This window comes from Streptomyces sp. NPDC102514, assembly GCF_055584525.1.
This window is the reverse complement of the sequence record NZ_JBVJLW010000001.1, coordinates 966,037-979,514: the sequence shown is the minus strand read 5'-3', so window position 1 is coordinate 979,514 and position 13,478 is coordinate 966,037. Positions and strand designations below refer to the sequence as shown.

The 13,478-nt window shown below is 67.2% G+C and carries 14 protein-coding genes; 6 read left to right on the top strand and 8 right to left on the bottom strand.

Translation table 11 applies throughout. The features are described from left to right. Nucleotides 1–216: 216 nt before the first annotated feature. Both ACZ60E_RS04360 and ACZ60E_RS04355 read right to left on the bottom strand, forming a co-directional pair. A complete protein-coding gene (locus ACZ60E_RS04360) occupies nt 217–1,086 on the bottom strand; it encodes a hypothetical protein (protein ID WP_469437938.1) in 870 nt (289 codons plus the stop codon). A gap of 386 nt (nt 1,087–1,472) precedes the next feature. Continuing rightward, nucleotides 1,473–1,850 carry a winged helix-turn-helix transcriptional regulator gene (locus tag ACZ60E_RS04355; RefSeq protein ID WP_384797942.1) on the bottom strand — a complete coding sequence of 126 codons (378 nt, stop codon included), beginning with the start codon at nt 1,848–1,850 and terminating at the stop codon, nt 1,473–1,475. A 308-nt stretch (nt 1,851–2,158) separates the two neighbouring features. Between ACZ60E_RS04355 and ACZ60E_RS04350 the strand changes: the two genes are divergently transcribed. Then, nucleotides 2,159–3,064 (top strand): NADP-dependent oxidoreductase, encoded by a 906-nt coding sequence (locus ACZ60E_RS04350; protein WP_469437935.1) that lies wholly within the window; start codon nt 2,159–2,161, stop codon nt 3,062–3,064. Nucleotides 3,065–3,352: 288 nt separating this feature from the next. On the opposite strand, the gene ACZ60E_RS04345 is transcribed toward ACZ60E_RS04350, so the two are convergent. The 4 genes from ACZ60E_RS04345 to ACZ60E_RS04330 all read right to left on the bottom strand — a co-directional run bounded on the left by ACZ60E_RS04345 (nt 3,353) and on the right by ACZ60E_RS04330 (nt 6,326). After that, nucleotides 3,353–4,159: a HEAT repeat domain-containing protein gene (locus tag ACZ60E_RS04345; RefSeq protein ID WP_469437932.1), complete on the bottom strand. Its 807-nt coding sequence runs from the start codon at nt 4,157–4,159 to the stop codon at nt 3,353–3,355. A 65-nt stretch (nt 4,160–4,224) separates the two neighbouring features. Continuing rightward, a complete protein-coding gene (locus tag ACZ60E_RS04340) occupies nt 4,225–4,800 on the bottom strand; it encodes a hypothetical protein (RefSeq protein WP_469437928.1) in 576 nt (191 codons plus the stop codon). 210 nt (nt 4,801–5,010) lie between these two features. Next, nucleotides 5,011–5,337, bottom strand: coding sequence for a hypothetical protein (locus tag ACZ60E_RS04335; RefSeq protein ID WP_469437926.1), 327 nt, complete (start codon nt 5,335–5,337; stop codon nt 5,011–5,013). Between the two features lie 116 nt (nt 5,338–5,453). Next, the gene (locus tag ACZ60E_RS04330) at nt 5,454–6,326 is read right to left on the bottom strand and encodes a ketopantoate reductase family protein (RefSeq protein ID WP_469437924.1); all 873 of its coding nucleotides are present in this window, start codon (nt 6,324–6,326) and stop codon (nt 5,454–5,456) included. Nucleotides 6,327–6,396: 70 nt separating this feature from the next. Here ACZ60E_RS04330 and ACZ60E_RS04325 point away from each other — a divergent pair, with 70 nt between their 5' ends. Then, on the top strand, nt 6,397–7,026 hold the full coding sequence (locus tag ACZ60E_RS04325) for a TetR/AcrR family transcriptional regulator (RefSeq protein ID WP_469437922.1): 630 nt from the start codon (nt 6,397–6,399) through the stop codon (nt 7,024–7,026). Nucleotides 7,027–7,071: 45 nt separating this feature from the next. Here ACZ60E_RS04325 and ACZ60E_RS04320 read toward each other — a convergent pair whose 3' ends face one another. Next, a complete protein-coding gene (locus ACZ60E_RS04320; RefSeq protein WP_469437919.1) occupies nt 7,072–7,866 on the bottom strand; it encodes a leucine-rich repeat domain-containing protein in 795 nt (264 codons plus the stop codon). Between the two features lie 210 nt (nt 7,867–8,076). Continuing rightward, nucleotides 8,077–8,820, bottom strand: coding sequence for a zinc ABC transporter ATP-binding protein AztA (gene aztA / locus ACZ60E_RS04315; RefSeq protein WP_469437917.1), 744 nt, complete (start codon nt 8,818–8,820; stop codon nt 8,077–8,079). 14 nt (nt 8,821–8,834) lie between these two features. Here aztA and aztB point away from each other — a divergent pair, with 14 nt between their 5' ends. The 4 genes from aztB to aztD all read left to right on the top strand — a co-directional run bounded on the left by aztB (nt 8,835) and on the right by aztD (nt 13,369). After that, entirely contained in the window at nt 8,835–9,689 is an 855-nt protein-coding gene (aztB, locus tag ACZ60E_RS04310) for a zinc ABC transporter permease AztB (RefSeq protein WP_469437915.1), read from the top strand. 20 nt (nt 9,690–9,709) lie between these two features. Then, nucleotides 9,710–10,945, top strand: coding sequence for a hypothetical protein (locus tag ACZ60E_RS04305; protein ID WP_469437913.1), 1,236 nt, complete (start codon nt 9,710–9,712; stop codon nt 10,943–10,945). Beyond that, a complete protein-coding gene (aztC, locus tag ACZ60E_RS04300; RefSeq protein WP_469437910.1) occupies nt 10,942–11,928 on the top strand; it encodes a zinc ABC transporter substrate-binding protein AztC in 987 nt (328 codons plus the stop codon). Before ACZ60E_RS04305 ends, aztC begins: the two co-directional genes overlap by 4 nt. A gap of 238 nt (nt 11,929–12,166) precedes the next feature. Then, nucleotides 12,167–13,369 carry a zinc metallochaperone AztD gene (gene aztD, locus ACZ60E_RS04295; RefSeq protein ID WP_469437908.1) on the top strand — a complete coding sequence of 401 codons (1,203 nt, stop codon included), beginning with the start codon at nt 12,167–12,169 and terminating at the stop codon, nt 13,367–13,369. Nucleotides 13,370–13,478: the final 109 nt, after the last annotated feature.

Genomic DNA, 13,478 nt, shown 5'->3' with positions numbered 1-13,478 from the left:
GTGGGGGGTGCGGCTTGTCGGGCTCGGGAGAAGTATTTGTGGCTGGATTCCTTGCCGTCCATCCAGCGCTGTCCGCTGCCTACGATTACTTTCTCGCGGTTACTCACGGTGCCCCCTACGATCTTCGCCTGCCTCGTGCCGATGGTTTTCACTGTAGCTATCTTCTTTCCCCTCCAACGGCGGTTCTAATATTGTTGTTCCGCGCCGTTGGGAGGCTCACCTGGCGTCCCCACCACGCTTGTTCACGGAGGGTGAGCTATTCTTCTCACCTTTGGCCTGAGATGGCAGGCCTGTGGCATATTCCACAAGATCGGATGCGGCCTCGCACGCCCCGATCAGGTGAGCGATCGTAATGAACTTTCCGCGTTCTGGACCTTCCGGGATCACGCCCTTTTCAGCCGCTTGAAAGATGAGGAGCCCCTTCGGCTTCACGCCGGCCCGAGTCGGCACAAAGAGGGCGGACTGATAACCGTCGACGAGCTTGATTCGACGGTTCTCCGGATCGTCGGAGATGTCTTTTACGCATCGGTCGTTCGCACCCAATGCAAGATCGATCAAGAATGACCCCGCACCCTCGTCTTCGCAATAGAAATCGGGAAGTTCCTCGGTTTCCATCGAAGCGTGGGTTTTGGTCAACCTGTCGCGCCCTTTCGGGTCTTGCGGGTCCCGCTCCAGGACGTAGAAGGCCGCGAGGCATGGAGTATCGCCGGCCAGAAACGCTGCCGTCTGAACCAGACCTCGACGGATCTTCCCGTGCAGGTCAGTGGCTGTTGTCGACATGGACACCAGCGAAGCCAGGTTCTCGGCGACAGGGAGCAGGCCTGCCTGGAAGACGACGTCCCGCACCGTTCCGCGGTCTTCCACCGAAGGCAGCTCCGACGGAGGTTGTGCCGACGGAGTGAGGGGCGAAGCCTGTACCAGGAACGTCAATCCTGCGGCGGCGGCAGCCGCGGCCCCGCCAAGAACGAGGTAGACCGGATCAAGGTCTTGGCGATCATTCGAAATGACGCCGAACATTGCCGATGCCCCACTCAACAGCCCCACGAGGGCAGTGATCGTCGCCCTGAATCTAAAGGTATGGTGCATCCGAATTCTTCCTGTGTGGCGTACGCGAGTTCCACACATAAACACACCACAGGGCTCAGCAAGGTTCCCAGCAGGGTAAAATTCACGCACATGGGTGACGGTGGAGCACAAACACCCCGCGATGTGCGCCCCCATGCCATGCGCGCCCCATTCGCAACCATGCACCGGCAGCCGATAGATATATGCAACGAGGGCGATATGTGGAATGACTTTCTCCGTCGGGAGAAACCATTCACCAACTGCCGCGGATCATCTCCCTCGGGCGCGGCAGGACGGATCGGTATCGGTACCCATTGGTAAGCGGAGTTGGGGAGCTTCTTCAAACGACTGCCTCATCGACAAGGCCAGCGCCTACCCATTGCGGCACGCGTCGTCGCTGGTTCGAGTCAGCCCGTTGAGGAGGTGCCGCCGTCGTGAGCGTCGAGCAGCTCGTCCCAGTGCTCGGCCACCCATCGGCACTCGGCGGCCAGTGGCTCCAGCACGCTGCGGCCCAGCGGTGTCAGCGCGTACTCCACCCGCAGTTTCGGGTCGGCGTGCACGGTGCGTGTCACGAACCCGTTCTGCTCCAAGCCACGGAGCGACTGGGTGAGCACCTTCGGGGTGACGCGACTCAGTGGCACACGGAGTTCGGAGAACCTGCGCGGGCCGTCGTCCAGGCAGCGGAGGACCATGCCTGCCCATTTGTCACCGAAGCGGAAAGGCAGCAGCGGGGACGGACACAGCTCATCGAACAAATCGGCCGGCAGCGGTGCGCGTTGCGTCATCGAGGGGCTCCTGTCTCGGGTCTTGGTATCCAGTTGGTGACCGACCTTCTGGATACGTTCCGGAGCATCGACGCAACGGGAGGTATTCCGACGATGTGCAGGCTCGAGGCCGTCAGGGCGAGTGCCTGCCCGACTGCTCGACAACCTCACCGGTCCGCACCCGCCCTCCGCTGACCAGTGACCGATGGCCGGTAGCCGGCGACCTGAAGACAGTCGGCTCGCCACGCCTCAAGTCAACGTCGGATGTGCAGTCACAGGCGTTGAATGAAATCCACCACTTCGCCCCAAAAAAGGTAAGGCAGAACATTATGCGTGCAGCCCGCTTCCATGAATACGGCGGAGCGGAGAGCCTGGTGATCGAGCAGGCTCCCGACCCCCACCCCGGACCTGGTGAGATCCGTGTCCGCGTCGCGGCGGCCAGCGTCAATCCCATCGACTGGAAGCTGCGCGCGGGCGCCCTGCACCAGCTGATTCCCCTGGAGTTGCCCGCCATCCCCGGGCGCGACGCCGCCGGCGTGGTCGACGAAATCGGTGACGGAGTGCAGGGGGTGAGCATCGGCGACCGCGTCTTCGGGCTGGGCGGCGTCAGCGGCGCAACCGCAGAGCTGGTCATCCTCTCCGCCTGGGCCCACACCCCGGACACGTGGAACGACGAGCAGGCCGCGGGCGCCGGCCTCGCGTCCGTGACCGCGATGCGCGGCTTGAACGCGCTCGGCTCCCTGGCGGGGCGCACTCTTCTCGTCGAGGGCGCCTCCGGAGGCGTGGGCAGCGCGGCAGTCGAGATCGCTGTGGCACATGGCGCCACCGTGATCGGGACAGCCAGCGAACGCAACCACGAGTTCCTCACCTCTCTCGGCGCCGTGCCCACCACCTACGGCCCCGGCCTCGCGCAGCGCCTCGCCGCTCTCGCTCCGCACGGCGTCGACATCGCGCTCGACACCGCGGCCTCCGGATCAATGGAGGACCTCGTCGCGATCACAGGCGACCCGAAACACGTCGCGACGGTCGCCGACCACGCAGGCGGGCAGCGCCTGGGCACGCATGTGGTCAACGCGGAGAACGACTCCACCCTCCTGTCGGCAGCTGCGGAACTGGGCCGACAAGGCCGCTACACACCCCGTATCGAACAGACCTACCCCCTGGAGCGGATCGCCGACGCCCACGCGCACGCCGAGCGCGGACGCACACGCGGAAAGATCGTGATCAACATCTGAAGCGGGAGCACGGCGCAGCTGTGCCGGCCCGCCGAGCGACGCTCTCGGCGGGCCGACGCTGGCTGGACGGCGCTGGACGTCTGCTGCTTCCGGACGTGCGGGCCTGACGGAATCGCGATACGGGACGCCACGGATCAGCGGTCAAGAGCGCGCAACGTGCGTTCGACGTGACCGCGCAAGTCCCCGTCGTTGTAGTCAGTGACGGAGGCGGGAGCGGTGTCGGCGGCTGAGGCAGTGAGTTCAGCGATGACACGGTCGACCAGTGCGGACTCGATGCCTGCCTGACTGTCACTGGCAATGCGGGCGAGCGCAGTGGCTGCCGCCCACCCGCACCAGTCTGTTCTTGCTGTCCAGGTACGGGGTGAGGTCGGCAGCGTATGCCGGGGTACCGACGAGGCCGACGGCGACCAGTGCGGTGGCCACAACGACAGGATCGTGCTCACGCTCAGCGAGAGCGAGCAGGCGCGGCAGCGTAGTGGGGGCGGACTCGGGGAACCAGGCAGTCAGATAGGCGATCCGGGTACGCAGGCGGGGGTCGCTGTCATCGAGCAGGGCCAGGAGACCGGGCAGTTCGGCGAGGACCGCGTCGTACGAGCACAGGGCCGTCCATCGCGCGTCAGGCGAGTTCCCGGCTGCCACCCAGCCCTTGATGTCGCGCAGTTGCTCGCGTTGCTGCTCGTCCGTTTCGCCCGCCAGCTGCTCGTCGTACCACGACAGCATCTTTTCCGGGGAGCACTCGGACGCAGCCGCGCGCCAGGCCACCGTATCGATGCCGGTGGTGAGCCGGTACTCGTCGTACCAGTCGACCGCCAAGCGGGTCAGCAGCCACATCGTGTCCTCACGGGCGGCCGGCGGGCCGGCCACCGCAATCCGGGCAAGGAACGGAACCGCGACGGGCGATGCCTGGTAACGGCTGCCCTGGTGGAAAATGTTGTTGAACAGGCTGCCGAAAGCCCTCTCTCGTGCGGCCTCGTCGTTCCCGCACAGCGCACGTATCTGGCCGGGAACGTCCTCGGCCGACCCGTAAGCATGCGACAGGCCCGCCCAATCCACGTCGTCCAGGCCGGCCAGCAACGTCCCGTTCTGAATGATCATGACGGCAGCATGTCAGGAGGTCTGCGGCGGACAATCGCCATTGGACACTCGCGGAACGGTCCGGTCTACGCGGAACCTTGACCGTCACGGTCCGATGAGCAGTCTCGGGCAGCCCCCGTCAGTTCCTGAACCGCGTCGAGCACCCTGCCCACCACCTCGGCCAGCGGCCTGGACGCATCGATGACCGTCGCTCCACTGCTCTCGTAGATCGACTGCAGCAAAGGGTTCCACTTCAGGGCCGCTGCGAGTTCTTCGGGATGTCGGCCGAAGGTGTTCGTGGTGCGGGTCGCGAGCCGGTGACGGAGCGTGTCCTCGTCGATGACCAGGCAAACTGTGAGGTCGAAAAGATCGCGGACATCTGCCTCGTTCTCCGCCGACCCGCACAAGAACGCGACCCGGGAACGAGACTCCTCGACGAGCACCTCGACCCGCTCGCGGACAATCGCCCATCCGTATCGATCGAGCCACCCCTCGGGCACCGGATCCGGAGGATCCACCACGACCTCCCCCGAAGCCCGGTCGATCCAGCGACTCAAACCATCATCATCGGCGTCGAGCGCAACATAGCCACGCGCCCGCAACACCCCACCGACCGTCGACTTACCAGCGTCTGAATTGCCCGTCACCCACACCAACGCCATGCCGCCAGACTAGACATGACCACCCCGCGCCAGCGACGCCAAATACCACCGGCAAACCGCGGATCGCAGGACCTCTCACCGGAGCCGCGCCGAACAGCCTCTTCAGGAACAGGACTTGACGCAGTCACGTTGGGCAAGATTCCGGTCCGCGCAGTGCATCGCGCCCCAAGCAACCACGGGCGACGCAGCACCACTTGAGAGAACCTGGGGCTACTGGTGCGGTGCGTGCGTGGTTCCAGTCGGCTTCGCGACGTCCGCCTCGGCTGCGGTGAGAATGAGCCGTCCCTCGACTCCTGTTTCGACGACCTCGACCAGCAGCGTGCTCGCGTCGTCGAAGCGCAGGGTGAAGTGCGGATCGAGCTGCATCAGGAAGTCGAAGCTTTCCCTTTCCTCCGCGGCAAGGGGAGATTCGAGGGTCGCCTCAAACATCCAGTTGTCTCCGGCGGCACGGACCGCGACCTGCACACGGAGCCTGCCCAGACACGTCCATCGGTTGGCCCACCACTCAAGCGTCACGGTGCCCTCGTAGCTGTCCATGCCTTGAGTATCGCGAGCGCGCCGGCAGTCGTATGTCAGCGATACAGAATCTGGGGAGGGCACAGGATCGTGTTTCGAGCTCTTAAGCTGAACGCTCGTTCGCCTGCCTGGGCAAGTCAGCGAGCCCCCGCAGCAGCACCAAGCTGTTGCGCCAGCCGCTTGAGTTCGGCCGTTGCGGCAGGTGAGGAGTCGCTCAGGCCGCTGTGCACGGCCGTCGGGCTCTTCAGGAAACGTCGGAGCACGGCGACGAGGAACCCCTGCGGCAGAGTCCGCAACGCGGCGAACGCGCGAGGTACCGGCGGCGTCTCCATCGCGGCGAGGTTCTGCCGCATGAGGTGGAGCATGCCGCGGACCGCGTCCGGGTCGTCGGCCAGCGCTGTCGGGCCGCCCGCAGCGTGCACCGCCTGCCCGAGCGGGACCTCGAACGCGGCGTGTGTCCTGAGCCAGGCTCCCATCTGCGGCTCGGCCTTGGCGTTGATCCCGGCAGTACGGAACGTCTCCACTATTCGTTCCAGTCGCGGGGTGGTACGGCCGTCGGGCTCGCCGATCGGCATCGCGACCCGGCGGGTGACGAAGTTGGTCCTGCGGTAGCGGACCACGTCGCCGTCCATCGTGCCGCCGGTCGCGGGGAAGCCGAGCAGTACCCGCTCGTGGCCGATCACCGCGCCCAGTGCCTCCGGTCCGCCCGCCCAGTTGAGCAGGAACAGCACGTCGCCCTGAACACCGGCGAGCGATTCCAGCACTGCATCCGCCTGGTAGGTTCGGACGAGGACGGCGATCAGGTCGTACCCGCTGTCCGGGTGCGCGACCACCGGTACCGGTACTAGCTCGACAGCTGAACCGTCTTCCTCCGCGAGCCGCACTCCGTGTTGGCGCAGCGCGGTCAGGCGCTCACCCCGGGCAAGGAGCGAGACGTCATGGCCGGCCTTGTGCATGTGGGCGGCGAACAAGGTGCCGACGACCCCGGCGCCGTACACGAGCAGCTTCATGACAGCTCTCTTTCACACGATCGTTTGAATCATACGTTCGTTTCATTCAAACATATGTAGAGTCTCTCGTGTGGCGACCCCAGACACCCGCACCCAGATCCTCGACGCGGCCGAGCACCTCTTCGCCGAGCACGGCTACCGCGGCACCTCGGTGCGCGCGATCACCAAACTCGCCGGCGCGAACCTGGCCGCCGTCGGCTACCACTTCGGCTCGAAGGCGGAGCTGATGGCCGCGGTCGCCCGCCGCGTGATCGAGCCCATCAACGCCGCCCAGTGCACCGGGCTCGACAAACTGCTCGCCCGGACCCCCGACGCACCGGTCAGCGAACTGGTGGAGGCATTCGTGGGGCCGCTGTTCGACGAGATGCCCGCCGGTGACGAGGGCGGCGCCCGCACCTCCCGGCTGATCGTGACGATCCTCAGCGACCCGGCCGAGGAGGTACGCAGTTGGACCGGCGCAACCGAGGCCGCGGTCCGCGAGCGTTACCTCGCGGCCTTCGCGGGCGTACTGCCCGACCTTCCCCCGGAGGAGCTGTGGTTCCGGATGCGGGGGATCCTTGCCGTGACGGCCGTCGACCGCCTCGACGCCCACCAGCAGCCCTCCCCCGGCTGCGCGTCCCCGGTGGCGGGCGAGGCGGCCCGGCAGTGGGCGATCACGTTCCTGACGGCGGCGATGAGTGCACCACCGACCCGGACCTAGACCTGCCTGCTTTGCCGTCAGAACTCAGGGCCCGGGTAACGACGGTCAACGCGGCGCAGGCTGTTCGATCGCGCCGCCCCGGTGAGGTGTGGGGATGTAGCCCTTCGCCCCAGGGGGCAGAGTGTCGAGGCACTCCTGGGAACAGGCGTTGACCAGCATCGGCAGAACGTCGGTCGCCACCGCCCGGGAGAGCCATGCCTGGTGCGGGCCTGTCGCTGGGACAGGCCCGGTGCAGACACTGCAGGTGGGGGCCGCGGTGGTGCCCCAGCGGGTGGGAGCCAGGGTCTCTAGGTCCAGGACCGTGTCGCCGGGCGGGAGGAGCCGCGGGAACGGCGACCGGTACTTGTAGTTGCCGTAGATCGAGCGCGTACTCACCGTGCTGCTCGCCAGCCGAGTACACCGCGTGATCTCGTACGGGAACCAGTGCAGCCGTCGCGAGGTGTAGGGGCTGAACTCCTCCAGGCTTGTCATGTTGCCGATTTCCGGAGGTATCCGGACCAGGTTGCTTCCGTACAGTACAAGGGTCCGCACTGCCGTCAGCCGAGCGATCGACGCCGGCAGCGTCACGATCTGCCGCCGCTCCTCAGGACTCAGCTCCGGCAGTGGACGGAATTCCTCCCGCCCGTCGGCCGCCGCCTCTTCGATCAGTTCCAGCAACCGGAGCCAGCCCGGCGCACTGATGTCCTGGATCTCGGCATGGAAGGACGTCCTCGCGCCGGGGGAACTCACCCGGACCGGGCTGAAGCAGTGGCAGTAGTCCTGCGACACCCCGGAGCGGGAGTCCACTGCCTCGGGAAAACGGTTCGGGAACACCTGCGCGGGTCGTTGTTCATCCGTCATGGCGCAACGATAGGGACGCGGCGTCCGGCACGGCACCATCCGAACACCGGCGAACGAAAACGCAGCCTGGCCGTGCAGCAGCGCTCACCACCCCAACTCGGCTTCACACCAAGCCTCTTGACCGGCGCCAAGCCTTTTGACCAGCGCTCAGCTGAGGCCGTCCACGGCCCGCAGCCGGACCCGCTCCCGCATGGCCCTCGACTCGCTCCCTCAGAGCGTCTGCCAGATACGGGCAAGCGCCGACTCGGTGAGTACGTCTTCGGGGTGGCCTTGTCCGGCGAGGCGGCCGTCCTGGAGCAGGAGGCAGGCGCCTGCCCTGCGTGCGACCTCCAGGTCATGTGTGGCCTGGACGACTGTCACCCCGTCGGCGACGAGCGCCGTCAGCAGCGTCTCGATGCGTTCCCTGGCCTCCGGGTCCAGGCCCGAGGTCGGTTCGTCGAGGAGCAGGAGGTCCGACTCTTGCGCCAACCCCTGGGCTATGAGGGTGCGTTGACGTTGTCCGCCCGACAGTTCGCCCAGCTGGCGTGAGGCGAGGTCGCCGACGCCGAGCCGGTCGAGCGCGGCGTCCACGACCGTACGGTCCCGGCGGTTCAGTCGGCGCCATGGCCCGCGTCTGCCCCAGCACCCCATCTCCACGGTCTGCCGGACGGTGAGCGGCAGGCTGTCGCCGACGGCTCCGCGCTGAGGCACGAACGCGGGTTGCCGTTCCCCTGCGTGATGAAGTTCGCCGGATGTCGGATGGATCACACCGGCGAGCACGCCGAGCAGGGTCGACTTGCCGCTGCCGTTCGGTCCGACGAGTGCTGTCATGGTCAACCTCGTTATCTCCGCGCTGAGTTGCCGGAGGACGGGGCGTCCCGGATAGCCGGCGTGCAGGTTGGTGAAGCGGACGTGCGGGGTCTGCGTCGGGGGTGCGGTGGGTGACTGGCGAGGTGTTTTGAACATGATTTTCATTGTAGTGTCCCCGCATGGAATGGTTGACGGCCCCGTTCGAGGTGACCTTCGTGCAGCGAGCCCTGTGGGGCGGAATCCTGGTGTCCGCGATCTGCGCGCTGGCGGGCACCTGGGTGGTGCTGAGGGGGATGGCCTTCCTCGGGGACGCCATGTCCCACGGCCTGCTGCCGGGGGTCGCGCTGGCCGCACTGTTCGGCGGAAATCTGCTGGTCGGCGCAATGGCCAGCGCCGCCGTCATGACAGCGGGGGTCACCGCACTGGGACGTACGCGGAGGTTGTCCCAGGACACCGGGATCGGCCTGCTGTTCGTCGGCATGCTCTCGCTCGGCGTGATCATCGTGTCGCGGTCGCAGTCCTTCGCGGTGGACCTGACCGGCTTCCTCTTCGGTGACGTCCTCGCCGTCAGACAGCAGGACCTCTTCCTGCTCGCGGCGGCACTGTGCGCGGCACTGGTGGTGTCGGTCCTCGGCCACCGCGCCTTCCTGGCCCTGGCGTTCGACCCACGCAAGGCCCAGACCCTCGGGCTGCGGCCACGCCTGGCCCACGCCGTACTGCTGGGTCTGCTCGGTCTCGCGATCGTCGCCTCTTTCCACATCGTGGGAACGCTGCTGGTCCTCGGCCTGCTCATCGCCCCGCCGGCCGCGGCCCTGCCCTGGGCGCGCAGCGTCCACGGAGTCATGGTCCGGGCGGCGCTCCTCGGCGCCGCCGCCACGTTCGGAGGCCTGCTGCTGTCCTGGCATCTGGGCACCGCGGCCGGCGCGACCGTCTCGGCCCTCGCGGTGAGCCTGTTCTTCCTCTCGCACATGGCGTCCGGCCTGCGCCACCGCGCTGCCCGCCCCGCCCCCGTTCCCGCCCTCGAAGCCAACTGAAAGAAGCCTGAGCGATCGTCATGACCGTCCGCAGAAACGTCACTCCGTGGGCTTCGGCCGCACTGGTACTCACCGCGTTGCTCGCCACGAGCTGCGCGCGGGAGAAGGACAACGACGCACGACCCGCGGCGAGTTCCTCGTCCCCCACAGCGCACGGGTATGTGGAGGGGGCGAAGGAGGCCGCCGAACAGCAGTCCCGCCTGATCCTCAACGACCCCGCCAGCGGTGACAGCCGGGTCCTCGATCTCATCACCGGCAAGGTGCACAAGACGGCCGGGATCGAAGGTGCGAACCGGCTCGGCACGGACGGAAGGTTCGGCTACCTCCAGACCTCCGACGGTACGCACGTGCTCGACAGCGGCGCCTGGACGGTGGACCACGGGGACCATGTCCACTACTACAGCGCGGCCACTCGGAACGTCGGCGAGTTCCCCGTGAGCCGCCGGGCGCAGGTGCGCAGCGACGTCGTCGTGACCGCGGTGACCGACACGGCCGGGAAGAGCATCCTGTACGACCGGAGCAAGCTGGAGAAGGGCGAGATCGCCTCCTCCCGGACACTGCCGGGCACCTACACCGGCGCCGTCGTGCCCTTCGAGGAACACCTTCTCGCCTTCGCCGACGAAGGCGACGCCGCACAGCTCGTCGTACTCGATCGCAAGGGCAAGCGCGTGGCCTCCCCGGACGCGGAATGCGAAACCCCCAGGGGTGACGCCGTCACCCGACGCGGCGTCGTCCTGGGCTGCGCCGACGGCGCTCTGCTCGTCCGTGCCGAGGACGGTGACTTCACCGCCGAGAAGATCCCCTACAGCGGAGACGTGCCTACGAAGGAACGGGCCACCTCCTTCCGCCAGCGGCCCGGCAGCGACACCCTCACCGCAGCGGCCGGGGACGACGCCGTTTGGGTTCTCGACGTCACGGAACAGACCTGGGCCCGCGTCGACACCGGGCCCGTCGTCGCCGCCTCCACCGCCGGAGAGGGATCTCCCCTGCTCGTCCTGGAGAGCGACGGTTCGCTGCACGGCTACGACATCGCCACCGGAAAGCACATCGCACGGACCGAGCAGCTCCTGACCGGCAAGAAGCCGGCCGGCACCGACGACAGCGCGCCCGTGATCGAGGTCGACCGCAGCCGCGCCTACGTCAACGATGCCCAGGGCAAGAAGGTGTACGAGATCGACTACAACGACAGCCTGCGCCTGGCACGCTCCTTCGACCTGGACATCGAGCCGGTCCTCATGGCGGAGACCGGCCGATGAAATGGACCGGGAGGAAGCAGCGCGGGCGGAAGCAGCGCGTGCGGGTGTACGTGGCACGACTGCGCAGTCTCAGCGTCGGCCTGCTCGCCCTGATGACGGTCGCCGCCGTCTCCGGCTGTACGGCCGAATCGGATCAGCCCGGCATCGTGGTCACCACCAACATCCTCGGCGACATCACGCGGGAGATCGTGGGTGACGAGGCCGACGTGACCGTTCTGATGAAGCCCAACGCCGACCCGCACTCCTTCGGCCTGTCGGCGGTGCAGGCCGCCGAGCTGGAACGGGCCGACCTCGTCGTCTACAACGGCTTGGGACTTGAGGCGAACGTCCTGCGCCATGTGGACGCCGCCCGCGAGTCAGGCGTCGCCACCTTCGCGGCCGGGGAGGCGGTCGACCCGCTCACCTTCCACACAGCCGACGACGGTGGTCCCACCGACGAGGAAGGACAACCCGACCCACACTTCTGGACCGACCCGGACCGGGTACGCAAGGCCGTGCGCCTGATGGCCGACCAGGTGATCGAGCACGTCGATGGCGTGGACGAGTCCGTGATACGCGCCCGGGCCGACCGCTACGGCGACGAACTCACGGACCTGACCACCTGGATGGAGAAGTCCTTCGACCGCATCCCCGAGGACGGGCGCGCCCTGGTGACCAACCACCACGTCTTCGGCTACCTCGCCGACCGCTTCGACTTCCAGGTGATCGGTGCGGTGATCCCCAGCGGCACGACGCTGGCCTCACCCAGCTCCTCCGACCTGCGCTCGCTCACTGTGGCGATGCAACAGGCGGGCGTACGTACCGTGTTCGCCGACTCCTCACAGCCAACTCGGCTCGCCGAGGTCCTGCGTACGGAACTGGGCGGCCGAGTCCAAGTCGTCGAGCTGTACTCGGAGTCGCTGACCGCGAAGGGCGAGGGCGCCGACACCTATCTGCGGATGATGCGCGCCAACACCACCGCCATGACCGACGGCCTGACCTAGAGCCTGGCTGATGACCTGACCTCGGACCTGGCCGAAGGCCTGACCGACGCCTGAAAGAGGGCTTGACGGTCGGCTGACTCCCCCACGTCACCGTCCCCACCACCGCACCGTCCGCATCACCACACCACGTCGACCACCGCGCCACGTCGTCCACCGGCCGACGCGGCCGAAACCGTCCTGCATCACTGCCGCCACCGCGGCCACTGCCGCCACCGCGCGGCGAGAAAGGGAAACAACAATGAACAAATCGATACGCACCAGAGCCCTCACAGGCACAGCACTCGCCCTGGCGGTGTCCACGGTTCTGAGTGCCTGCGGAGGAGAAGAGAAGGCCTCCTCCGACGCCAAGGCCGAGGGGACCCCGAGCACGAAGCCCGCGACCGCGGTGAAGCAACCGCTGGTGGCCAGCTTCGACGGCGGGCTGTACATCCTGGACGGCGAGAGCCTCGAACTGCGCAAGACCATCGACCTCCCCGGCTTCAACCGGGTCAACCCCGCCGGTGACGAGGACCACGTGGTCGTTTCCACCGACGCCGGCTTCCGCGTGCTCGACGCGGCCGGACAGGCCCTGACCGACATCGAGTACAAGGGCTCCAAGCCCGGCCACGTCGTGCGTCACGCGGGCAAGACGGTGCTCTTCACCGACGGCACCGGAGAGGTCAACGTCTTCGACCCCGCCGATCTGAGCAGCGGGAAGAAGCCGCAGGGACGCACCTACGCCTCCGCCGAGGCGCACCACGGTGTCGCCATCGAGCTGGCCAACGGCGAACTCCTCAGCACCCTGGGCACCGAGGAGAAGCGGACCGGTGCACTGGTCCTGGACAAGGACAACAAGGAACTCGCGCGCTACGAGAAGTGCCCTGGAGTGCACGGTGAGGCCGCTGCACAGAACGAGGCCATCGGCGTCGGGTGCGAGGACGGGATACTCATCTACAAGGACGGCAAGTTCAGCAAGGTCGACGCCCCTGACGACTACGGCCGTATCGGCAACCAGGCCGGCAGCGACGCTTCGCCGGTCCTCCTGGGTGACTACAAGACCGACGCGGAGGCCGAGTTGGAGCGGCCCACGCGTATCTCCCTCATCGACACCGAGAAGAAGAAGCTGCGCCTGGTCGACCTGGGCACCAGCTACTCCTTCCGCTCCCTGGCCCGCGGTCCGGAGGGTGAGGCACTCGTCCTCGGCACGGACGGTGCGGTCCATGTGATCGACCCGGCGAGCGGGAAGACCAAGAAGAAGATCCCGGTCGTCGGCACGTGGCAGGAACCGCTGGACTGGCAGCAGCCCCGGCCCACCCTGTTCGTCCGCGGCGGCACGGCCTACGTCTCCGACCCGAACAAGAAGGAGCTGCACGCCATCGACCTGGAGACGGGCAAGGAGATCACCTCCGTCACCCTGCCCCAGAGCACCAACGAGCTCTCGGGCGTCGTCGCCGGACACTGACGACGCACACTGTCCCCACGGTCGGCGGGCCGTGGGGATTCTGTCGCCTGGACAATTACGCGGAGATTTTGACACGGTGAGGCCGCCGGCCCGGCAAGCGAACGCGTAG